Source organism: bacterium (assembly GCA_028820935.1).
In the GTDB taxonomy this organism is placed as follows: domain Bacteria; phylum Actinomycetota; class Acidimicrobiia; order Spongiisociales; family Spongiisociaceae; genus Spongiisocius.
Genome location: JAPPHZ010000045.1, coordinates 40,013 through 62,094 on the forward strand (window position 1 = coordinate 40,013; position 22,082 = coordinate 62,094).

Annotated in this window: 23 protein-coding genes; 8 read left to right on the forward strand and 15 right to left on the reverse strand. The window is 67.1% G+C overall.

The window, feature by feature from the left end; all coding sequences use genetic code 11:
* The first annotated feature begins 36 nt into the window (after window positions 1-36).
* Together OXM57_13200 and OXM57_13205 are read left to right on the forward strand one after the other, a co-directional pair.
* The gene (locus tag OXM57_13200; GenBank protein ID MDE0353634.1) at window positions 37-1,131 is read left to right on the forward strand and encodes a zinc-dependent metalloprotease; all 1,095 of its coding nucleotides are present in this window, start codon (window positions 37-39) and stop codon (window positions 1,129-1,131) included.
* Between the two features lie 56 nt (window positions 1,132-1,187).
* Window positions 1,188-1,643, forward strand: coding sequence for a redoxin domain-containing protein (locus tag OXM57_13205; protein ID MDE0353635.1), 456 nt, complete (start codon window positions 1,188-1,190; stop codon window positions 1,641-1,643).
* 195 nt (window positions 1,644-1,838) lie between these two features.
* Here OXM57_13205 and tatA read toward each other — a convergent pair whose 3' ends face one another.
* The 3 genes from tatA to OXM57_13220 all read right to left on the reverse strand — a co-directional run bounded on the left by tatA (window position 1,839) and on the right by OXM57_13220 (window position 3,815).
* Window positions 1,839-2,060 carry a twin-arginine translocase TatA/TatE family subunit gene (gene tatA / locus OXM57_13210; GenBank protein MDE0353636.1) on the reverse strand — a complete coding sequence of 74 codons (222 nt, stop codon included), beginning with the start codon at window positions 2,058-2,060 and terminating at the stop codon, window positions 1,839-1,841.
* A 106-nt stretch (window positions 2,061-2,166) separates the two neighbouring features.
* Complete coding sequence (locus OXM57_13215) at window positions 2,167-3,492, reverse strand: hypothetical protein (GenBank protein MDE0353637.1); 1,326 nt, start codon at window positions 3,490-3,492, stop codon at window positions 2,167-2,169.
* A gap of 41 nt (window positions 3,493-3,533) precedes the next feature.
* Window positions 3,534-3,815 carry a WhiB family transcriptional regulator gene (locus tag OXM57_13220; protein ID MDE0353638.1) on the reverse strand — a complete coding sequence of 94 codons (282 nt, stop codon included), beginning with the start codon at window positions 3,813-3,815 and terminating at the stop codon, window positions 3,534-3,536.
* Between the two features lie 146 nt (window positions 3,816-3,961).
* On the opposite strand from OXM57_13220, the gene OXM57_13225 reads away from it, so the two are divergent.
* The 4 genes from OXM57_13225 to OXM57_13240 are packed head-to-tail and all read left to right on the forward strand — an operon-like array spanning window position 3,962 to window position 7,819.
* Window positions 3,962-4,705: a succinate dehydrogenase cytochrome b subunit gene (locus tag OXM57_13225; protein MDE0353639.1), complete on the forward strand. Its 744-nt coding sequence runs from the start codon at window positions 3,962-3,964 to the stop codon at window positions 4,703-4,705.
* Between the two features lie 20 nt (window positions 4,706-4,725).
* Complete coding sequence (locus OXM57_13230; GenBank protein MDE0353640.1) at window positions 4,726-6,636, forward strand: fumarate reductase/succinate dehydrogenase flavoprotein subunit; 1,911 nt, start codon at window positions 4,726-4,728, stop codon at window positions 6,634-6,636.
* A gap of 10 nt (window positions 6,637-6,646) precedes the next feature.
* Complete coding sequence (locus OXM57_13235) at window positions 6,647-7,405, forward strand: succinate dehydrogenase/fumarate reductase iron-sulfur subunit (GenBank protein ID MDE0353641.1); 759 nt, start codon at window positions 6,647-6,649, stop codon at window positions 7,403-7,405.
* Between the two features lie 24 nt (window positions 7,406-7,429).
* Window positions 7,430-7,819 (forward strand): SCP2 sterol-binding domain-containing protein, encoded by a 390-nt coding sequence (locus OXM57_13240; protein MDE0353642.1) that lies wholly within the window; start codon window positions 7,430-7,432, stop codon window positions 7,817-7,819.
* Window positions 7,820-7,862: 43 nt separating this feature from the next.
* Here OXM57_13240 and OXM57_13245 read toward each other — a convergent pair whose 3' ends face one another.
* The 3 genes from OXM57_13245 to icd form a co-directional block, all read right to left on the reverse strand.
* Window positions 7,863-8,138, reverse strand: coding sequence for an HU family DNA-binding protein (locus OXM57_13245; protein MDE0353643.1), 276 nt, complete (start codon window positions 8,136-8,138; stop codon window positions 7,863-7,865).
* Window positions 8,139-8,215: 77 nt separating this feature from the next.
* On the reverse strand, window positions 8,216-9,163 hold the full coding sequence (gene mdh / locus OXM57_13250) for a malate dehydrogenase (protein MDE0353644.1): 948 nt from the start codon (window positions 9,161-9,163) through the stop codon (window positions 8,216-8,218).
* Between the two features lie 31 nt (window positions 9,164-9,194).
* Window positions 9,195-10,466, reverse strand: coding sequence for an NADP-dependent isocitrate dehydrogenase (gene icd, locus OXM57_13255; protein MDE0353645.1), 1,272 nt, complete (start codon window positions 10,464-10,466; stop codon window positions 9,195-9,197).
* An 83-nt stretch (window positions 10,467-10,549) separates the two neighbouring features.
* Between icd and OXM57_13260 the strand changes: the two genes are divergently transcribed.
* The gene (locus OXM57_13260; protein ID MDE0353646.1) at window positions 10,550-11,599 is read left to right on the forward strand and encodes an o-succinylbenzoate synthase; all 1,050 of its coding nucleotides are present in this window, start codon (window positions 10,550-10,552) and stop codon (window positions 11,597-11,599) included.
* On the opposite strand, the gene folD is transcribed toward OXM57_13260, so the two are convergent.
* The 9 genes from folD to pcrA all read right to left on the reverse strand — a co-directional run bounded on the left by folD (window position 11,596) and on the right by pcrA (window position 20,733).
* Window positions 11,596-12,456, reverse strand: coding sequence for a bifunctional methylenetetrahydrofolate dehydrogenase/methenyltetrahydrofolate cyclohydrolase FolD (folD, locus tag OXM57_13265; GenBank protein MDE0353647.1), 861 nt, complete (start codon window positions 12,454-12,456; stop codon window positions 11,596-11,598). The two genes, OXM57_13260 and folD, sit on opposite strands and share 4 nt — an antisense overlap.
* Window positions 12,457-12,469: 13 nt before the next feature.
* Window positions 12,470-13,999: a bifunctional phosphoribosylaminoimidazolecarboxamide formyltransferase/IMP cyclohydrolase gene (gene purH, locus OXM57_13270; protein ID MDE0353648.1), complete on the reverse strand. Its 1,530-nt coding sequence runs from the start codon at window positions 13,997-13,999 to the stop codon at window positions 12,470-12,472.
* A 66-nt stretch (window positions 14,000-14,065) separates the two neighbouring features.
* Window positions 14,066-14,950 carry a succinate--CoA ligase subunit alpha gene (gene sucD, locus OXM57_13275; protein ID MDE0353649.1) on the reverse strand — a complete coding sequence of 295 codons (885 nt, stop codon included), beginning with the start codon at window positions 14,948-14,950 and terminating at the stop codon, window positions 14,066-14,068.
* Window positions 14,947-16,092, reverse strand: a complete 1,146-nt coding sequence (gene sucC, locus OXM57_13280) for an ADP-forming succinate--CoA ligase subunit beta (protein MDE0353650.1) — start codon at window positions 16,090-16,092, stop codon at window positions 14,947-14,949. Before sucC ends, sucD begins: the two co-directional genes overlap by 4 nt.
* A 109-nt stretch (window positions 16,093-16,201) precedes the next feature.
* Entirely contained in the window at window positions 16,202-16,594 is a 393-nt protein-coding gene (locus OXM57_13285; protein ID MDE0353651.1) for a type II toxin-antitoxin system VapC family toxin, read from the reverse strand.
* On the reverse strand, window positions 16,588-16,839 hold the full coding sequence (locus tag OXM57_13290; GenBank protein MDE0353652.1) for a type II toxin-antitoxin system prevent-host-death family antitoxin: 252 nt from the start codon (window positions 16,837-16,839) through the stop codon (window positions 16,588-16,590). The genes OXM57_13285 and OXM57_13290 overlap by 7 nt, the downstream gene beginning before the upstream one ends.
* A 50-nt stretch (window positions 16,840-16,889) precedes the next feature.
* Complete coding sequence (locus OXM57_13295) at window positions 16,890-17,282, reverse strand: cobalamin B12-binding domain-containing protein (protein MDE0353653.1); 393 nt, start codon at window positions 17,280-17,282, stop codon at window positions 16,890-16,892.
* Between the two features lie 18 nt (window positions 17,283-17,300).
* Window positions 17,301-18,437, reverse strand: coding sequence for a transaldolase (gene tal, locus OXM57_13300; GenBank protein ID MDE0353654.1), 1,137 nt, complete (start codon window positions 18,435-18,437; stop codon window positions 17,301-17,303).
* A 91-nt stretch (window positions 18,438-18,528) separates the two neighbouring features.
* Window positions 18,529-20,733 (reverse strand): DNA helicase PcrA, encoded by a 2,205-nt coding sequence (pcrA, locus tag OXM57_13305; GenBank protein ID MDE0353655.1) that lies wholly within the window; start codon window positions 20,731-20,733, stop codon window positions 18,529-18,531.
* 139 nt (window positions 20,734-20,872) lie between these two features.
* On the opposite strand from pcrA, the gene OXM57_13310 reads away from it, so the two are divergent.
* Complete coding sequence (locus OXM57_13310) at window positions 20,873-22,075, forward strand: NADH:flavin oxidoreductase (GenBank protein ID MDE0353656.1); 1,203 nt, start codon at window positions 20,873-20,875, stop codon at window positions 22,073-22,075.
* Window positions 22,076-22,082 lie beyond the last annotated feature (7 nt).

Consider the following 22,082-nt stretch of genomic DNA (forward strand, 5'->3'; position numbering starts at 1 on the left):
GCACGACGCCGTGCCAACGTATAGGGGGGCGCGCAAATGACGGATCGCAACCTCCTCGACGAGCTCATGAAGCTGCTCAGCCGGCCGGGCCCGGTCAACTGGGCCTTGGCCGAGCAACTGGCCGGCCATGTCTCGGGTGAGCCCGAACCGATCGATCCCTGGATCGCCGATGAATACCTGGAACTCGTTCGTCTGGCCCAGTTGAAGGTCCCCGCAACCACCGGCCTAGCCACCGATCCGACTCTGGCGCCGGTCCTGGTCGGTCGGAAGGAATGGGCCAGGCTCCACCTCCGATCCTTCCGCTACCTGGTCGATCCCATGGCGGACCGCCTGGACGGGATGGGATCCGGCCCGCTGGGCGGGCTGATGAAACCCCTCGGTCCGGTGCTCCTGGGCATGAACGCCGGTGCGCTGGTAGGGATGCTGAGCACGCAGGCGCTCGGCTCGTTCGATGCCGGGCTGCCGACCGCCGAGCCGGTCGGCATCACCTTCCACATTCCCAACATCGAACGCTTCGCGACAGAACACGGACTCGATCCCCGCCAGGTCAGGTTGTGGGCGGCATTCCACGAGTCGGTCCACGAGGCCCTACTCGGCCTACCGTGGGTCCGACCCCATCTGATCGATCTGTTCGGATCACTGGTGACTTCGATGGAACTCGACACCGGCGCGCTCGGTATCTGGCAGGAGGCCCTCACCGACCCTGCTCGGCTGGAGGAGGCGTTCGGCCAACCGGGCGGGATGAACGCGCTGTTCGGAGGCGGGGTGGACGAGGAGCTGTTGGAAGAGGCTCATACCGCCATGACCATGGTGGAGGGGTACGGCGCATATCTGGTCGAACAGGCTTCGACCGGGTTGCTTCCAGACCTGGCGGCCATCCGCGCCGCGATGACCGAACGGCTGGCCAACCGGCAGGATCGATCCGAATTCGCCGGAACCCCCCGGAGCGCTTCGTCGGCTGGCGTCGACGGCAGGGGCACCGGGTTCTGTGCCGAGGTAGGTGCGCGCTGGGGGCCGGAAGCGGTACGGAGGATCTGGGAAGGCCCTGACAGAATGCCCTCCCCACGGGAACTCGCCGACGTCACCGGCTGGGCGGCGAGGGTTCTGCTCGACGACCCCTTCACCGGCTGAGAGCTCGCGCGCCGCCGATAGTATGGCCCGGAGTCGACCGAAGACGAGGAGTTGATATGGCGATCGAAATAGGACAGCCGGCACCGGCGTTCTCCTTACCGGACACCAACAACGAGCAGGTCACTCTGGAGTCCCTGCGCGGCAACAAGACCCTGCTGGTGTTCATCCCGTTCCCGTTCACCGAGGTGTGCACCGGCGAGCTCTGCGAGCTGCAGGAGAACCTGGGACAGCTACAGGAACTCGGATCCAACGTGGTCGCCATCACCTGCGACACCCGGTTCGCCAACGACGCTTGGGCCGAGCGGGAAGGGATCGACTACCCGGTGCTGAGCGACTACTGGCCACACGGGGAAACTTCCAGGGCCTACGGCGTCTTCAACGACTCCTTGGGGGCTGCCATGCGCTCCACCTTCGTGCTGAACGCTCGTGGGACCGTGACCGACATAATCCGATCGGAAGAGATCCTGGTCGCCCGCCAGTTCGAGGACTACCTGACTGCCCTCTCGAGCTGATCCGGTGGTCAGCGGTCAGTGGATGGCGTAACTCGGGAATGACACGGGGAACCCACCAGGCTCAACGGCTGCAGTAGATCTGAATGGCCCCGGTGACCGTCTGGCCACCGGAAAGCGGCCAGCGGCCCCTTCTGGGGGCGTCAGCGACTGCTAGTCAGTGGAATCCAACAGCAACTAGCAACTAGCAACTAGCAACTAGGTCTCGGTACCGGAAGTGGTCGTGTTGGAATCGGAGATCATCGTGGTGGGTGCTGCCTCGTCCTGCTCCTCGGTGCGGCCCTCTTCGACTCCCTTACGGAACTCTCGAGCCGAGCTGCCCAGCGAACGCGCCAATTCCGGAAGCTTCCGGGCGCCGAACAGGAGCAGGATTACCACGAGGATAATGATGATCTCGCCACCTTGGATCTTGGGAATCATCCGTAGTCTCCCTTCCCTTGGACCCGATGATAACAGCGCAGCCCGGCCAACACCTTGAGCACCCCGGACGCCGGTATTCAGGCGCCGGAAGTGGTGGCCAATAGTCCTACGAGGGCCTCCAAGCGTCCGCCACCCATACGCTCCACGCGTCGATCGCGCCCTCGATGGCGGCCTCCTCGAGACCGAGAGCAGCGGCGGCGAGCGGGATCAGCTCCGCGTCGGGCAGGGACACCTCGTTGTCGAACTCGTACGCGGTCCGGTAGTCCGTGTACTTCCGGTAGACGTCCATCTGCTCATCCGTCGGAAGCGAAGACCAGTCCTTCTCGATGGTCTCGTCGACGATCTGGTGGGTGGAGTAGTCACCCTTGGTCGCCTCGCCGGCCCGCTCCCAGTCGCCGTGGGGTGCGTCGGTCCACCGCCCGAGCGTGGCAGTGCCCTCGGGGAAGCGAACGAAGTGGATAACCAGGGCTTGGTACTCGCGCGAGAGCCTGTACTCCGTAGCCAGCCGGGCTCCCAGCTCCGCCAGCTGTTTCTTGGTCGTGCCGACCTCGACGGAGACGGTCATCCAGAGCTGGACCGGGTCCGAGGAATCTCCGCCGCTGTCCACGATGCTGTGCTCGACAACCGCCGACAAGGTGGTCGTGGTGGTGGCCGCAACGGTGGTCGTCGTGGCGTCCGTGGTAGTGGGAGCTGCGGAAGTAGTGGCGGTCGTGGCGGCGGCCGCAGTAGTGGTGGTCGTGGTGGTTGGCGCCGTGGTCGCCACCGTGACGGTCGGAAGGTCGATGGGACCACCCACGTCGATGATGTCGACGATCCGGCCCACCGCCCCGCTGAAGCGCTCGAAGGAGACGATGAAGCCGGACAACGCCGCCCGGCGCCGCTCTCCGGTGTCGGGCGACCTCAGCCCCGCCAGCGCTTCCACCGCGGCATCCGCCATCTCCCCGGACGCCACCCAAGCCGTCTGATGCTCTACCGGAAGGCCGAACTCGGTGGGCGGCTCCACGAGGCCGATAGCGTCACGCAACTGGCGGGCCCGGTCCCTGATGTCCACCAGGGCGGCATCCGTCTCTTCGAACGTGACGCCGGTCACAGACCGGTTGTCCCAGTCGTTGTTGGCCGCTCGCATGTCCTGCGCCATCTGGCCCGTTGCGACGGCGATGTCCCGGATCTGTTCGAGATAGGCGAGAACGGTACGGCCGGGAAACTCCTCGGTCGGCATGCTGGTGGTCGTGGTCGGAGCGGTGGTGTCCACCTGCGTCCCTGCGGGGACGGTGGTAGTGGTCAGCTCTACCGCCCTCGTCGTCTCCGGCGCCGCGGTCTCGGTAGTGACTACCTCGGGATCGTCGGAACAGGCGACAAGGACGAGTACGAAGGCACAAAGCAACCCGAGCGCGCGGCTGCGGGCAAGTGGGGTGATCGGGGAAGGCGTCATGCCCTTACTGTAACTGCGGGCCCGTGTAATTGGAAAAATATTCAGGATACTGCTCGCTGCAGAGCCTCAGCAGCCCGCTGCTTGCGGATCTTTCTCCGCTCCCGCTCCGACAGGCCACCCCAGATGCCGAACTTCTCGCCTCTGGTCACGGCATACTCGAGGCAGTCGACCCGAACCTGGCACTCGGCACAGATCTGCTTGGCAGCCCGAGTAGATGCGCCACGGTCCGGGAAGAAGAGGTCGTGATGAGCCCCGAGGCAGTTGGCGTATTCCTTCCATCCAACCTGCTCGACGGCTAGAGCGTCAATGAGTTCGCGCCGCAATCTCCACCCCGACTTACACACGCGCAATTACGACATCGTAATATAGCGGCTGGTGACAGCGGACGTCAAGCCCCGCCCGGTTCATGGCGCCCGTGCGAGCGCGTGAGCTGCGCATTGGAAAATCGGGGAGCCGGTAAGGTACCGCCATGCTCAACCTGAGGCGAGCCGGACGCGAGCGGGCCCGGCGGGCACCCTGGATCGTGTCGATCTACCGCACCGATGTCGGCAAGAAGTACGCCATGGCGATCAGCGGAGTGGTCCTGCTGCTGTTCGTGCTGGGGCACATGATCGGCAACCTCCACGTCTTCGAGGGGGCGCATGGAGGCACCTTCCGCATCGATGAGTACGGCGAGGGTCTGCGCGAACTGGGCGAACCCCTATTCCCCCGCACCCTGGTCCTGTGGGCTTTCCTCCGGATCCCACTGGCGGCGGCATTCCTGATCCACGCCCACGCCGCATTCGCCCTGACCCGTAGCAACCGGGCCGCGCGGGAGACCAAATACCAGTCACCGCGGGATTACCTGGCCGCTCGCTACGCCAGCCGGACCATGCGTTGGAGCGGGGTGATCGTGCTCCTCTTCCTGGCGTGGCATCTGGCGGATCTGACCATCGGCGTGGAAGCTGTCAACCCGGAGTTCATCCGCGGGGCCGTCTACAACAACCTGGTCTCGAGCCTGAGCCGCTGGCCGGTGTGGATACTGTACGTAGCAGCTCAGGTGGCCCTGGCCTCCCACATCTGGCACGGGGCATGGAGCCTGTTCCAGAGCCTCGGCATCAACAATCCCCGCTTCAACCGCTTCCGCCGGACCTTCGCCCATGTCTTCGCCACGGTGGTCGTGGCCGGCTTCCTGGCCGTGCCGGTCGGCGTAGCCCTGGACATCGTCTCGTAGGACGGTCGGAGAGCTACCGCATGTTGGACGCCAGGATCCCATCGGGGGCGATCAATGAACACTGGGACAACCACCGGGACTCGATAAGCCTGGTCAGCCCGGCCAACAAGCGGCGGTTCACCATCATCGTGGTCGGAACGGGCCTGGCGGGAGCTTCAGCGGCCGCCACCCTGGGCGAGTTGGGCTACCGGGTCAAGGCCTACACCTTCCACGACTCGGCACGCCGGGCGCATTCCATCGCTGCCCAGGGAGGCATCAACGCCGCCAAGAACTACCCCAACGACGGTGATTCGATCCACCGGCTGTTCTACGACACCGTGAAGGGCGGCGACTACCGATCACGCGAGTCGAACGTCTACCGGCTCGCCCAGCTCTCCGTGGAGATCATCGATCAATGCACCGCACAGGGCGTTCCCTTCGCCCGGGAATACGGCGGACTCCTGGCGAACCGCTCCTTCGGCGGGGCTCAGGTCTCCCGCACGTTCTACGCCCGGGGCCAGACCGGCCAGCAACTCCTGCTGGGGGCCTACCAGGCGATGATGCGGCAGGTCGACCTCGGCACGGTGGAGCTGCACACCCAGACCGAGATGCTGGATGTGGTAGTCAAGGACGGCCGGGCCGTGGGCATCATCACCCGCGATCTGCTCAGCGGGGAGATCGCTTCCCATCCGGGTCATGCCGTGGTCCTGGCCACGGGCGGCTACAGCAATGTCTTCTACCTCTCCACCAACGCAATGAAGTCCAACGTGACCGCGGTGTGGCGTGCCCATCGCCAGGGGGCCCTGTTCGCCAACCCCTGTTACACGCAGATCCATCCCACCTGCATTCCCGCCTCTGACGAGTTCCAATCCAAACTAACCCTGATGTCGGAGTCGTTGCGCAACGACGGGCGGATCTGGGTGCCGGTCCGGGCGGGCGACACCCGGCCGCCGGATGGCATCGGGGAGCCGGACCGGGACTATTACCTGGAGCGGCGCTACCCGGCCTTCGGCAACCTGGTTCCCCGCGACGTGGCCTCCCGGGCCGCCAAGGTCGAGGTGGACCTGGGCAAGGGGGTCGGGCCGCTCGCCAACGGCGTCTACCTGGACTTCGAGGAGGCCCTACGGCGGCTGGGACAGGGCACCGTCCGGGAACGGTACGGCAACCTCTTCGACATGTACCAGCGCATCACCGGTGAGAACCCTTACGAGACGCCCATGCGTATCTACCCGGCCATGCACTACACGATGGGCGGGCTCTGGGTGGACTACAACCTCATGACCACCATTCCGGGGCTGTACGCGCTGGGAGAGGCCAACTTCTCGGACCACGGGGCCAACCGTCTGGGCGCGTCCGCCCTGATGCAGGGCTTGGCGGACGGCTACTTCGTCGTCCCTTACACGCTGGGCGACTACCTGGCGCCTCACCTGGGAGAAGGCCTGGTCCCGGGAGACGACCCCTCATTCGTCGAGACGGAAAGACGGGTGACCGCCCGGACCGAGCGCTACCTGTCCATCGGAGGCTCGCGGTCCGTGGACTGGTTCCACCGGGAACTCGGGAAGACGCTCTGGGAATACTGTGGCATGGAGCGGACGGCGGATGGGCTACGCCAGGCGATCTCCGACATCGACTCTCTCAAGGAGGACTTCGACCGGGACCTGCGGGTTCTGGGCACGAGCAGCACTCTGAACCAGTCCCTCGAGAAGGCCGGGCGGGTGGACGACTTCTTGCAGCTCGCTCGCCTGATGTGCGTGGACGCCCTGCACCGCGAGGAGTCCTGCGGCGGCCATTTCCGGGTCGAGCACCAGACCGATGACGGAGAGGCCAGGCGGGACGATGCCAACTTCTCCTACGTGGCGGCCTGGGGCTGGAACGACGGACACGAACCCGTTCTGCACCGGGAGCCGTTGACCTTCGACTACGTGATGCCGGCTCAACGCAGCTACAGGTAGGAGAGACGGGATGCATCTGACGTTGCGGGTATGGCGGCAGGACGGTCCGGAGGCGGAGGGCCGGTTCGAGACATACGAGGCCGCCGGCATCCACCAGGACATGTCGTTCCTGGAGATGCTCGATCTTGTCAACGAGCGGCTCCTGACCGCAGGTCGCGAACCGATCGCCTTCGACCACGACTGCAGGGAGGGCATCTGCGGATCGTGCGGCCTGATGATCGACGGCCGAGCGCACGGACCCCAGGGGAGCACCGCGACCTGCCAGCTTCACATGCGGGAGTTCTCGGACGGCGACACCATCGTGATCGAGCCCTGGCGGGCCACGTCCTTCCCGATCGTGCGCGATCTGGTGGTGGACCGAGGGGCGTTCGACCGGATCATCGAGGCCGGCGGCTACATCGGCGCCCCGACCGGATCGGCGCCCGAGGCCAACCTCACGCCGGTGCCGAAGGAGACATCCGACGCCGCCATGGATGCGGCGGCATGTATCGGATGCGGGGCCTGCGTGGCCGCCTGTCCCAACGGAGCGGGCCAACTCTTCACGGCCGCCAAGGTCGCCCACCTCAACCTGTTGCCGCAGGGCCAACCGGAGCGCTGGATGCGAGTCGAGCGCATGGTGGAGACCATGGAGGAGTACTTCGGCTCCTGCTCCAACCACGGTGAATGCGAGCCTGCGTGTCCGAAGGGTATCTCCCTGGATAACATCGCCCTGATGAACCGCGACTACCTGCTGTCCAAGATACGCAACCGAAAGCTAGGTGGGCGGTGATAGGGCATCGTGGAGGTAGCAACCATGGCGGCTAGGTTCCTGAGCGCCGAATGGGCCGAGCAGGTGACGGCGGCGGTGCGCGACCATCCCGGCTTCGGCGCCGCCGTGGAAGGGGTCGAGTTCTCGGTCCAGTTCGAGATCGACCAGGTCCCCGATGAGGCTGCGGCCCATTACTACCTCGAGGTCGCCGCCGATGACGCGGTCCTGGCGATCGGAACCCTGCCGCAGGCGGACCTATCCGTCAGGACGGACTATGCAACGGCGTCGGGCATCTCCCGAGGGACGCTGAAGATACAGAGCGCATTCTTCAGCGGGAAGCTGGCCATCTCCGGCAACGTGGCCAAGCTGCTCATGAACCAGCGAGCACTGGATCACCTGGCGGATGCCGTCTCCGCTCTCGAAGTAGAGTACTAGTTCCTAGTGTCGTTAGTAATAACTATCAACTAGCAACTATCAACTAACTGTTGATTCGGTCCTTGAGGGCCTTCGAAGGCTTGAAGGCGGGGGACCTGCTGGCCGGAATCTCGACCGCTTCGCCTGTCCGGGGATTGCGACCGGTCCGAGCCTTGCGTTGACGCACCGTGAACGTGCCGAATCCGGTGATCCGGACGTCCGCTCCCTCCCGGAGCGCTCCCGCGATGGTCTCGAACACCATGTTGACGCTCGCCATAGCCCGGCTCCGCGGGGTCCCGGTCTCGTAGGCGACCACATCTGCCAGATCACGCTTGTTCATTCTTGCTTCCTCATCGCCGGACGGTACAAGCCGAACACACAGGCCGACCGTGACTATAGGTCGTGAAGCGCACTCCCTCAGGTGCTCAGGATGGTTTCCATCTCCTCGACCTTGTCGCGCACCGCCGCGGCGGCGGCGTGGAGACCGGCTCGCTCGGTGGCGGTGAGGTCGAGCTCGACCACTTCCTCCACACCCGCGGCGCCGAGACGGGCCGGAACACCCAGGTAGATGTCCGACAGCCCGTATTCCCCCGTGAGCCAGGCGCACACCGGCGTCATCCTGCCCTCGTCCTCGAGGATCGCCCGCGCCATCAGCGCCGCCGCCGACGAGGGGGCGTAGAAAGCGCTGCCGGTCTTCAGGTATGCGACGATCTCCGCCCCGCCGCCCCGGGTCTTCTCCACGAGCGCGTCGATCTCGTCCTGAGCAAGTATCCGCGGCAGGGGCTTCCCGTCCACGAAGCACTGGGACGGCACGGGGACCATGGTCGCGCCGTGGCTACCGAGAGTCAGGGCCTCGACCGAGAGGATGTCCACGCCCAGACGCTCGGCGATGAAGTGGGCGAAGCGGGACGAGTCCAGAACACCGGCCTGTCCCATCACCCGGTGGCGAGGCAGGCCGCTCACCTCGGCCGCCAGGACGGTCATCTGGTCCAGCGGGTTGGTCACCACGATGATGGTCACATCCGGGGACCGATCGACCAGTTCCCTGGTGACATGCCGGACGATCTTGGCATTGACCGCCAAGAGGTCCATGCGGGACATTCCCGGCTTGCGGGCCAGCCCGGCCGTGATGATGCCGACATCGCTGCCCGTCGTCTCCTCGTAGCCGTTGGAGCCGACCACCCGGGTGCGGTACCGCTCGACGGGGCGGGACTGGTTCATGTCCAGCGCCAGACCCTGGGGCAATCCCTCCACGATGTCGGTCATCACCACCTCGTGGGCGATGTCCATGGCCGCCAGCCGTTGCGCGGTGGCGGAACCGTACTTTCCCGCGCCTACGACCGTGATCTTCTTCGATCGGGTCACGTCCGGTTTCTCCTGGTCCGATCCGCCGATCCTACATGTAGGCCCGGACGTGGCTCGGCGCCCGGCGGGTCCCGCTCATGGCGGCGTAGCGTTCGATGATCGGCATCCGCTCCACCAAGGCGGCGGCGAACTCGGAAGTCCGGACCTCGGTGGAGTACTTCATCAGCCGGGCCAGGTCGTAGGTGACGATCCGATCCCCTATCACCGCCTCCAGGCTGGCTTCGATCAGATCCGCGGCACCCCTCCACCCCATGTAGCGGAGCATGTTGGCGCCCGACAGGATCACCGAGCCCGGATTGACCTTGTCCAGGCCGGCGTACTTGGGAGCGGTGCCGTGGGTGGCTTCGAACACGGCATGGCCGGTGGCGTAGTTGATGTTCCCGCCCGGCGCCAGGCCGATGCCGCCGACCTGAGCGGCCAGGGCGTCCGACAGGTAGTCGCCGTTCAGGTTGGTCGTGGCGATGACGTCGTAGTTGGCGGGCCGGGTCAGCACCTGCTGCAACATGGCGTCCGCGATCACGTCCTGGATCAGGATCCTGTCGCCCGGATCTCCCCCGCACTCGTCCCAGGTGATGGTCTCCGCTGGGAACTCCTCCCTGGCCACCTCGTATCCCCAGTTCCGGAAGGCGCCCTCGGTGAACTTCATGATGTTGCCCTTGTGGACGAGGGTCACGGATCGCCGCCCGAAGGTGACGGCGTACTGGATCGCGGCGCGCACCAGGCGTTTGGAGCCACCGTCCGATATGGGTTTGATGCCTACGCCGGAGTCAGGTCGTATCTTCCAGCCGAACTCATCGGCCAGGAACCCGATCAGCCTTCCGGCCTCGTCGCTGGCCTCCTCCACCTCCATGCCGGCGTACACGTCCTCCGTGTTCTCCCGGAAGATGACCATGTCCACCAGGTGCGGGGTGCGGATCGGAGAGGGAATGCCCCGGTACCAGCGGACCGGCCGGAGGCAGGCGTAGAGGTCCAGGGTCTGGCGGATCGTGACGTTCAACGACCGGATCCCGCCCCCGACCGGAGTGGTGAGGGGGCCCTTGATACCCACGAGGTATTCCTGGAAGGTCTCGATCGTCTCGTCCGGGAGCCACTCGCCGGTCCTCTTGAAGGATGTCTCTCCGGCGTAGACCTCGTGCCAAGCTACCCGGCGTCCTCCCCCGTAGACGTGCTCGACCGCGGCATCGAACACCTGCCTGGCGGCTCGCCAGATGTCCGGTCCGATCCCGTCGCCCTCGATGAAGGGCACGATCGGCTCATCTGGAACCTCCAGCCCCGCTTCTCCCATAGTGATGCGGTCCGGCATGGCCTCTCCTGTCCTGTGCTCGGTTCCTGGTGACCAACCTCGCTGAGCCTAGTGGTCCTCATACCCATCGGTATCCTGCCGCTATGGGTCGCTTCCTGCATCTGGTGGAGTTGGGCATCCCCCTACGCCACCGGTTCTCCAACTCCCGGGCGGCCATCTCGGAACGGCGGGTCGTCCTGGTGGGAATCACCGAGGACGGGATCACCGGCTGGGGGGAGGCGGCGCCCTTTCCCGGCTACACGCCCGAGACCGTGGAGGATGTCTGGGAAGCGCTGGCCGCCGGTGGCGCCGGCGCGTCGCGTGGTTCCCGCACCGAGATCCCCGCTACCGCCTCCGCCGCGCTCGAGCAGGCTCGGACGGATCTGGCCGCCCGCCGGGCGAGTATCCCGCTGTGGTCCTATCTGGGCGGGTCCGGGCGGCCGTCCATGGCCTGCGCCGCCATCGGTCTCGAAGAGTCACCCGGCCGGCTGGCGGCCCGGGTCGACCGGCTGGTCCAAGCCGGCGCCAGGCAGGTGAAGATCAAGATCGAGCCCGGGCGGGATGCGGATCACCTGCGGGCGGTTCGCGAGCGGTTCCCCGGCTTGACGGTCGCCGCGGACGCCAACGGCAGCTACCGGCCGGGCGACCCGGCGCTGGCGGCGCTCGACGACCTGGGTCTGGCCTACCTGGAGCAGCCGTTGCCGGCCGTGGACCTCGAGGGGCATGCCGGGTTGCGCCGCCGCCGCGTTACCCCGATCTGCCTCGACGAGCCGGCTACGACCGCGGAGGCGGTGGAGCGAATCATCCAGCAGGAGGCGGCCGACCTCGTGAGCCTCAAACCCGGCATTCTGGGCCCGGCGCCGACGCTGAGCGCGATCGAGATGCTCTCTTCGGCCGGCGTGGGCGTCAAGATCGGTGGTCTGGTGGAGACTTCGGTGGGACGGGCCCATGCCCTGGCGCTGGCCTCCAGGCCTTCGGTTTCCTACACCGACCTCGTCCCCCCGACGTGGCTACTTGCCGCCGACCCGTCCGCTCACGCATGGGAGGTCATGGACGGGCTCCTTTACCCGTTCGACGAACGCGGCCTGGAGGTGAGAACCGGCGAGGCGTCCGTGTCCCGTTACGTCAGACGAACGGCCGAATTCGACCTCTAGGGACGCGCCCTCATCCCGGAGGCTACGGCGGTGTTGTGCATGAGCATGGCCACGGTCATGGGCCCGACCCCGCCCGGTACCGGGGTGATGGCAGCCGCCACCTCCGCCACCTCCTTGAACTTGACGTCTCCCACCAGCGAGCCCGACCCGGTCCGGTTGATGCCGACGTCGATCACCACGGCGCCCTCGCGGACGTACCGGCCGGTCACCATCTCCGGTCGGCCGACCGCCACCACCAGGATGTCGGCCCGGCGGGTGACGCCGGGCAGGTCCTCCGTGCGGGAGTGGGCGATCGTGACGGTGGCGTCGACGCCGCGCGCCGCCATGAGCAACGCCAGGGGCCGCCCCACCAGGAAGGACCGTCCCACCACCACCACGTTCGCTCCACGGAGCGGAACTTCGTAGTGCTCGAGCATGCGCAGGCATCCGCTCGGGGTGCAGGGCGCGAACACCGGACGATCCAGGACGATCATCCCGAGGTTGGTGGGATGGAGGCCGTCCACGTCCTTGGCCGGATCGATCTCGATCGTGGCGCTCTGGTCATCCAACCCCGCCGGGAGCGGGAGTTGGAGCAGGATGCCGTCGACGGAGGGGTCCTCGTTGAGGCGCCGGAGGAGGGCGACCACCCGGTCCTGGGACACGTCACCGGCAAGTTCGTGGTGGACGGAGCGGATGCCCACTTCCGCCGCCCGCCTGCGCTTGGAACGGACGTAGGCCGCGGAGGCCGGGTCGTCCCCCACCAGGACGGTCGCCAGGGTGGTTTCCTTGCCCCGGTCGCGCAGAGCGGCCACCCGTTGCCCTGTCTCAGCCAGGACCGCTCGGGCCACGGCCTTGCCATCAAGGACCTGTGCGCTCATCTCGTTCCCCTTCTCAATGGCGGAATCGTCGCTCGCCGGTGAAGATCATCGACAACCCGAGCCGATCGGCCGCGTCCACGACCGCGCGGTCGTTCACCGATCCGCCGGGCTGAATGATCAACTCTACGCCTCCGGCAGCGGCCGCTTCTATCCCGTCGGGGAACGGAAAGAAGCCGTCCGAGGCGCACACCCCGCCCGAGGCGCGTCCCGACGCCTTGCCGACCGCGATCTCGACCGCGCCCACCCGGTCCTGCTGCCCCCCGCCGATTCCCCAGGCGGTCCCGTTCCTGGCCAGGACCGCGGCGTTGGAGGCGACATGGGCGGCCACCCGCCAAGCGAACGCGGCATCCTCCACCAGATGGCCCGGATCGCGCCGGCTCACCACCCGCCACGACGATCTGCCCGATGACTCGGGAGAGGCACCCTGCACCAGCCAGCCCCCTTCGATCCGGCGTAGCGTCCGAGCAGCACGCCGCGGGGCCGCAGCTTCGAGAATGCGCGTTCCGGCCCGCCGCGCGCGGAGCTGAGCCACCACCCCCTCGCCGTAGCCGGGGGCGATGATGACATCCGCCTGCGGGCCGCCCGCCATCAGCCCCGCCGTCTCGAGGTCCACCGGCCGGTTCAAGGCCACCACTCCGCCGAAGGCTGCCCTCTCGTCACACGCCAGCGCCATGCGGTAGGCGTTAGCCGGGTCCGACCCGACGGCGGCGCCGCACGGCCCGGCGTGCTTGATGATCGCCGCTGCCGGCTGATCGCCCAGGTCGTGGACCAGCGCCCAGCCCGCTCCGGCATCCAGCAGGTTGAGGTAGCTCAGCGCCACACCGCTGTGCTGGACGACGGCGTTCCACCAGTCCTCGGCATCGTCCGGTGAGCCGGGAGTCCCGACCCGCCGGTAGCTCGCGGCCGGTTGATCGGGGTTCTCCCCGTAGCGGAGCACGTCGGCCCGCTCCAACGAGAGGTGGAGGGTCGGCGGGAGGAGGACTTTCCCGTCTCGTTCGTCGAGCCAGCTCACGATCGCGCCGTCGTAGGCGGCGGTGCGGGCGAACGCCTTCCTGGCCAGGGTCCGGCGCGTCGTGCCGGACAGCCAGCCTCCGGAGCGGATCTCGTCGAGAACGGCCGGATAATCCGACGGGTCGCATATCACGCCGACATGACGATGGTTCTTGGCCGCCGCCCTGATCAAGGCCGGACCGCCGATGTCGATGTTCTCTGTGCCGGGCCTGGACTCGAACGGGTAGAGGTTGACCACCACCAGGTCGATCGGTTCGATCCCGTACCGTTCCATGTCGGCCCGGTGGTCCGGGTCCGACCGATCGGCGAGGATGCCTCCGTGGATCTTCGGGTGGAGCGTCACCACCCGGTGGCCCAGCATGGCGGGAGAGCCGGTGCGGTCGGCCAGGTCGACGACCTCCAGACCTGCCCCGGCCAGGGCGGCAGCGGTGCCGCCACTCGCCAGGACCTGCCATCCGGAGTCGACCAGCCCGGTGGCGAATTCGACCAGCCCGGACTTGTCGAACACCGACAGGAGCGCTCGGCGGTTCAAGCTCGCCACCCACAGGGTCGGAAGGGTGACTGTGGAATCGGCCTCAGCAAGCCGGCGTCCGGATCATCAGAGGCCGGCGACCACTTCCACCATGAGGCGGCCGGCCTCCGAAGGGCTCTCCCCCACCCGCACGCCGGCTCCGCTCAGGGTCTCGATCTTGGCGGCGGCGGTCCCCTTCCCGCCCGATACGATGGCGCCGGCATGGCCCATCTTCTTGCCGGGAGGAGCGGTTATCCCGGCGATGTAGGCGACCACCGGCTTGGTCATACGCTCGGCGATGAAGGCGGCCGCCTCCTCCTCCGCCGAGCCGCCGATCTCCCCGATCATCATCACCGCCCCGGTTTCGGGGTCGTCCTCGAAGGCGGCGAGACAGTCGGTGAAGGACGTCCCGGGTACGGGATCGCCGCCGATCCCCACGCAGGTGGTAACCCCGATCCCGGCCTGCTTCAACTCGTAGAGGGCCTGGTAGGTCAGGGTTCCCGAGCGGCTGACCAGCCCCACCGGTCCGCCCGGAAGTGCGATGTCGCCGGAGGTAATGCCGACGTTGGCCTTGCCCGGGCTGATCAGACCGGGGCAGTTGGGTCCGATCATCCGGACCTCGGGGTGGTCACGCCCTAGCTTGGCGAACAGCCAGGCCTCGTCCTTGGCGGGCACACCCTCGGTGATCACGACCACCAGGGTCACGCCGCCTTCGGCGGCCTCCACCACGGCGCCCCGCACGTACGGGGCGGGAACGAACACGCAGGAGACATCGGCGCCCGTGGCCTGTACGGCGGCGCCCACCGTGGCGAACACCGGGATGCCCTCCACCGAGGCACCGGCCTTGGACGGGTTGGTACCGGCCACGACACGGGTGCCGTAGGCGCGGTTGCGGAGCGCATGGAAACGGCCGGCGCGGCCGGTCAGCCCCTGGTAGACCACCCTGCTGTGCTCGTCCAGCCAGATGCTCATCTACTGCCTGCCATCGCCACTGCCCGGGCGGCGCCGCCGGACATCGACCCGGCCATCATCAGCATCTCCGACAGCCGGGGCGCCACCATCGCCCTGCCCTGGTCGGCATTGGTGCCGTCGAGCCGCAGAACGATGGGGGCTCGCAACTCGACCCGGTCCAGCGCGTCGAGGATTCCCTGGGCCACCACCTCTCCCTGCACGATCCCGCCGAAGATGTTGATGAATATGGCCTTGACCGCCGGATCGTTGTTGATGACCCGGAGTGCGGCGGCCATGGTCTCGACATCAGCGCCGCCGCCGATATCGAGGAAGTTGGCGGCCGCGCCGCCGGCCTGGGCAACCACGTCCACCGTGCTCATCGCCAGCCCGGCGCCGTTGGCGATCACGCCCACCGTTCCGTCCAGCCCCACGTATTGCAGGCCCAGGGCATGGGCGGAGGCCTCCCGCTCGTCGCGGGGTTGGGTGGCGTCGTAGGTGCGGTACTCGGGATGGCGGAACACCGAGTTGTCGTCCAGCGTCACCTTGGCATCGAGGGCTCGTACCCGTCCCTCCGCGGTCAGTATCAGAGGATTGATCTCGACAAGGTCGGCATCCCCCTCCACGAAGGCCTCGTAGAGCCGGAGCAGCACGTCCACCAGCTCGTCGGCGGCCGCCTCATCCAGCCGTGCGGCTCGAACCCACGTCCGGACGCCTGCTTCCCCCAGACCCTCGACCGGGTCCACCCAAATCCTGGCGATGCTGCCGGGATCCGACTCGGCCACCGCCTCGATGTCCACCCCGCCCCGGGCGGACAGCATGCCCAGGTAGCGGCGGGCGGAACGGTCCAGGGTGAAGCTGGCGTAGTACTCGGCGGCGATCCGCGCAGCCTCCTCGATGAGTACGCAGCCCACCGTATGGCCCCCGATGTCCATGCCGAGGATGGAGTCGGCGGCGCTAGCCACTTCCTCCCCGTCCCCGGCCAACTTGATCCCGCCGGCCTTGCCCCGACCTCCGATGTGTACCTGGGCCTTCACCACGACCGGATATCCGAGCCGGTCAGCGACCTCACACGCCTCGGAAACGCTCTGAGCCACGAAGCCGGGCGACACGGGAAGCCTGTAGCGGCTGAAGAATTCTTTTCCCTGGTACTCGAGGAGATCCACGAGCCGTGATTCTATCCCCGTGCTGGACAGCCTCCCATCAGCGGAGGCGGTCGCCATCCTGCCTACCCATCTCCGGAGGCAATCCATCGTCTGACGGCGCAGGCACCGGTCAGACTCTGATCACGTCGAGTCCGTCCAGTAGAGGGAAGTCTTCATCCTGGGTGACAACGGCAATGTCGAGCGCCATCGCCGTCGCGGCAATCCATGAGTCGTTGACCGGCATCCGTAGCCCGTTGTCGCGCAGGATCAGGCACAGCCGAGCCCATGCCGCAGCAACCTCTCCGTCGATTGGTAGAGGGTCGAACGCCAACGCCGCTGAGAGTGTGCCGAGCCGGCGGTCTCGCGTCGCCACATCGCCTGCAGCGAGCACTCCGGCCCTCAACTCGCCGATGGTGATCACCGATACTGCCAACTCCTCGGGCATGGCTCGCTCGGCGATCAGCCGGCCGCTCTCCCGCGCGATGAACACCGATGTGTCGGCGAGACCCCGACTTGTTACCACGGAATGTCGTCTGTGGTCTCGCCCGCCAGCAGCACAAGATCCTCAGCCAGGCCGGGATCGGCCTGGTAAGGCAGAACCTCACGGACAAACCGATCACGCGATATCCATGCTGGTCGACGAGCAACCGGTGACAATTCGGCGACCGGACGTCCCCGCACGGTGACCGTGATCCGTTGGCCCTCGGCCACGCTCTCCAAGAGCGCTCCGGTGCGATTGCGTAACTCCCTGGAAGCAACTTCTCTCATGAGATGACTGTAGCACAAATGCTACAGTTGTCGCACCGGTAGTCCGGCCCTCAGCGGGAACCGACGTTGGATTCCACCCATGCGGTCACTTCGGCCAGGGGGGTTCCGGGCGTGAAGATAGCCGCTATCCCCTGCTCCATTAGCACCTCGGCATCGTGTTCGGGGACTATCCCACCGCCGAAGACCACAACGTCGGCCGCAGCCCGCTCCCGGAGCAACTCCACGACCGCAGGGAAGAGGGTCATGTGGGCACCGGAGAGCGCAGAGAGGCCGATGGCGTTCACGTCCTCCTGGATGGCCGTCTCCACGATCTGGGCCGGGGTCTGGTGGAGGCCCGAGTAGATGACCTCGTTCCCCGCGTCCCGGAGCGCCCTGGCCACGACCTTGGCGCCCCGGTCATGGCCGTCCAGGCCGGGTTTGGCAACCAGGATGCGTCGGGGCATGCGATGCTCGGCCTCCCGTTACTTGCGAGAGACACCGGGAAGGGACATGGCCCGCTTCCGCTCGATGTCGTCGACCATCTCTCGGAACGAGGCCGCGAAACTGCTCACACCGTCCCGCTCCAGCTTGGCCGCCACGGCGTCGTAGTCGACCCCCACCGCCTCGAGATCCTCCAGCACCATCACCCCGTCCGCCATCTGGTTGATCCCGAGCACTTCCGGCGTGTCAGGCCCATGGTCCTGGTACGCCGCGATGGCCGACTCCGGCAAGGTGTTGACGGTCTCGGGCGCCACCAGCGTGTCGATGTACAGGGTGTCGGAATAGGCCGGGTTCTTGGTGGAGGTTGACGCCCAGAGCGGCTTCTGCACGTTGGCGCCTTTCCGGCGGAGCCGGAACCAGCGATCGGACGAGAACGCCCGCAGGAACTCCAGGTAGGCGACACGGGCGTTGGCCACCGCGCTCCGGCCAGCCAGCGCGCCCGCCTGAGAAATACCGATCACACCAAGGCGCTTGTCCACCTCGGTGTCGAAGCGGGAGACGAAGAACGAGGCCACCGAGTTGACGGTTGCCGGGTTGCCGCCCACCTCCCGGAACCGCTCCAGGCCGCTCATATAGGCGTCGATCACAGCGAGATAGCGCTCCAGCGAGAAGATGAGGGTGACGTTCACCGAGATGCCTTCCGCTACGGCCGCCTCGATGGCCGTCAGGCCTGCCCGGGTCGCCGGTATCTTGATGAGCAGGTTGGGACGGTCGACCCGCTTCACCCAGTCGCGAGCCTCCGCGACCGTGGCCTCCGGCTCGTGAGCCAGTTCGGGCGACACCTCGACCGATACGAACCCGTCCAGACCGCCCGACCGGCGATGAGTGGGCGCCATGACCTCGCAGGCCCGGCGGATGTCACTGGTGACGACCGCCGTGTAGATCTCGTCAACATCGGCATCGTGGGCGACCAACTCGTTGATCTGGGCGTCGTAGGAGTCTCCGGACAGCATCGCCTTGGCGAAGATCGTGGGGTTGGAGGTGACCCCGCTGATCCCGGCCTCGACGTATCTTTCCAACTCGCCGGATTGCAGCATCTCCCTGGAGATGGAATCGAGCCACACCGACTGCCCCAACGCCCCGAGGGCATGAAGCCTCGAGCCTCTGTCCTCGAACACGCCCAGCCTCCCCGGTCTCGTGCCGCCACCTGCCGGCGACTCCATCACCATGCCTGCCCAACGGTAATACGGACCGCCCGCCTAGCCAGATCTAGACCTTTTCCAGCGGGGCCCAGTGAACGAGGAGCCGCTTGGTGCCCTTGGTCGGGAAGTCGACCTCGACCTGGGCGCCGCCACCGGCGCCCTCCACCCGCACCACCCGGCCGATCCCCCAGACGTCGTGTCGCACCCGATCGTCCACCGCCAGTTCGGTATCGGCCCGCGCCCGGCGGCGCCCGCCGATCGACTCCCGCCGGTGATCCCGCAGGCGCCTGCCCAGCTTGCTGACCAGGCCGACCGGAATCTCCCTCAGGAACCGGGAGGGCGGGTTGTAGGTTGACATCCCGTACAGCAGGCGGGACCGGGCGGCCGAGAGGTACAGGCGCTCCTGAGCCCTGGTGAGGCCTACGTAGCACAGCCGGCGCTCCTCCTCGAGCTCGTCATGATCGGTGAGAGCCCTGGCATACGGGAAGACCCCGTCCTCCATGCCCACGATGAAAACCACCGGGAACTCGAGGCCCTTGGCGTTGTGCAGGGTCATGAGGGTCACCGCCCCCCCTTCATCTTCCAGTTCGTCGGTATCGCTGACCAGGCTGACCGATTCCAGGAACCGCTCCACCAGGCGCATCCCACCCGGTTCTTCCCCCTCCTCCGGCAGCGCGGCGAGCTCGAACTCCTCCGCACCGGAGATAAGCTCGCGCAGGTTCTCCGCCCTCCCCTGTGCCTCCACGGTGCCCTCGCGCTCAACCGCCTCGAGATAGCCGACCTCCTCCAGCACCGCCCTCACCGCTGCGGCCGGACCGGACTCGGCATGGCCGGCGACCTTCTCCATATCGCCAAGGAAGGAATCGATAGCGCGGTGGGCCCGCTTCGCCAGCGAGTCGTTCTCCGCGTGACGCCGGGCCGCCTCGAAGAAGGTGATCTCCTCCGACTCCGCGAAGCGGTCCAGCCAGCCGATCGTCACGCGGCCGATCCCCCGCCGGGGTAGGTTGATGATCCGGCGCGCCGACACCTCGTCGGCCGGGTTGACCAGCACCCGCAGATAGGCCAGTACGTCCTTGATCTCGCGCCGCTCGTAGAACCGGACCGTACCGATCACCCGGTAGGACACGCCGAAACGGGCAAAACTCTCCTCCACGGCCCGGCTCTGGGCGTTGACCCGGTAGAAGACCGCCATTCGCGACAGGTCGAAGCCCTCTCTCGACAGCTTTCTGATCTCCTCGGCCACGAACCCGCCCTCGTCGGCTTCGTCCTCGGCGGTGTAGAGCGAGATCGGAGCACCCTGGCCGAGGTCGCTCCACAGCCGCTTCGGCCGGCGGCGCCCGTTGTGGGAGATCACCGCGTTGGCGGCTTCCAGGATGGTCTGGGTGGAGCGATAGTTCTGGTCCAGCACCACCACCCGCGCCTGGGGGAAGTCCCGCTCGAAGTTGAGGATGTTGCGGATGTCGGCCCCTCGGAACGCGTAGATCGACTGATCGGAGTCCCCGACCGCGCAAATGTTGGCCCGGTCCCCGCCAAGCTGGCGGACCAGGACGTACTGGGCGCGGTTGGTGTCCTGGAACTCGTCGACATGCAGGTAGCGGAACCGCTCGCGGTAGTACTGGAGCACCTCCGGGAAGGCGTCGAAGACCTCGGCGGCGACCATGAGGAGATCGTCGAAGTCCATCGCCGAGTTCTTCAACAACTGCTCCTGGTAGAGGCGGTAGATGTCCGCCTCTACCTCGTGCCGGAAGTTCCCTCCCTGTTCGCGGAAGCTCTCGTAGTCCACCAACTCGTTCTTGGCGTTCGAGATCTTGGCCCGCATCGCCCGGGGCTGGAAGGTCTTCGGGTCCAGACGCAGATCGCGGATCACCTGGTTGATGGCCCGGAGCGAGTCCTGGGCGTCGTAGATCGTGAACTGTGACGAGTAGCCCAGCCGGGGCGCCTCCCTGCGGAGGATCCTCACGCAGGCGGAGTGGAAGGTGGATACCCACATCCCCTTGGCGCGCGGGCCGACCAACCTCTTGACCCGCGCCTTCATCTCGCCGGCCGCCTTGTTGGTGAACGTGATGGCGAGGACCTCCCACGGAGCCACCCCGAGGTCGCGTATCAGGTGGGCGACCCGGTAGGTGAGCACTCTGGTCTTGCCCGAGCCGGCGCCCGCCACCACCAGCACAGGACCCTCGGTGGCGGCCACCGCCTCCCGCTGGGCCGGGTTGAGATCGGCGAATAGCGGAGAGTCCACCGGGTCGTCGGGAGCAGCGTCGGTTGTGATCATCTGGACCATCCCGGCCATGTTAACCAAGCCCCCTGTCATCTAATCACAGCATTGTGATTACACGACATGCGTGTACAACGGTCTCGGGGCGCCTGCCAGAATGACCCACCGACCTCGCCGGCCGCATCAGGAGACACCGATGAGCCCACCGCCCCTCTACCTCCAGCCCGGCCGGATCGGGACGGTGACCACCGCCAACCGGATCGTGCGCGCCGCCACGTCCGAGACCATGGCCGCACCCGGCGGTGAGGTACTGGACTCCTACGTGGGCCTCTACCGGCGCCTCGCCCGGGGCGGCGCGGGCCTCATCCTCACCGGCCACATGTACGTCGACCCGCGCGGGCAGGCCAGCCGCCACCAGACCGGGATCCACCATGATGGCGTGATCCCTTCCCTCCGGCGCGCCACCCGCGCCGTGCACGAGGCCGGCGGGACGATCTTCGCCCAGCTCGGCCATTGCGGTAGCCAGACCATGATGTCGTCCATCACCCCGGTGGCTCCCTCGCCGGTGCCGAACGCCATGTACGCCCACCAGCCCGAGGAGCTGTCCGAGGGCGGCATCGAGGCATTGGTCCTGGCCTTCGGCGACGCGGCCGGGCGGGCCCGCGATGCGGGTTTCGACGGCGTCCACATCCACGGCGGCAACGGTTACCTGATCTCGGAGTTCTGCTCACCCCACGCCAACACCAGGGAGGACGGCTGGGGTGGTGACGCCGAGCGCCGCGGCCGGTTCTTCATGGAGGTCTACGAGGCCGTGCGCGCGGCCGTCGGGGCAGGGTTCCCGGTAACCGCGCGGCTCAGCGTGGAGGACTCGGTTCCGGGCGGCCTGCGACGGGAGGAGTCACTGCAGCGGGCCAAGTTGCTGGCGGAGCGGGGCATCGACGGATTCGAGACCACTTTCGGCGTGATGCGTAGCTACGCCGAGAACATCCGCCCGTACGTGGCGGTCGGCCGTCGTCAGGCCTGGAGGCAGGTGGTGGCGCCGCGATGCTGGAAGCCGGAGGGCCCCGAGGCCTACTACCGGCCCTTCGCACGGGCCGTCCGCCGGGCTGCCGGCGTACCCACGATCCTGGTGGGAGGCATGCGGACCACCGGCACGATGACCGACGTGCTGGCCTCCGGCGACGCCGACTTCGTGGCCATGGCCCGCCCGTTCATCCGCGAACCCGACCTGGTGCGGAAGCTCGAGGCCGGGCGTAAGGGCGGCGTCGAGTGCGTGTCATGCAACATGTGCCTGGCCCACGACGGCTGGGATCCCCTCCAGTGCTGGCGCGACACCCCCGCCAACGTCATCCGCCATGTCGGAAAGCGCTACTGGACCAACCGCCGCAACCCGCAGTAACACGGTG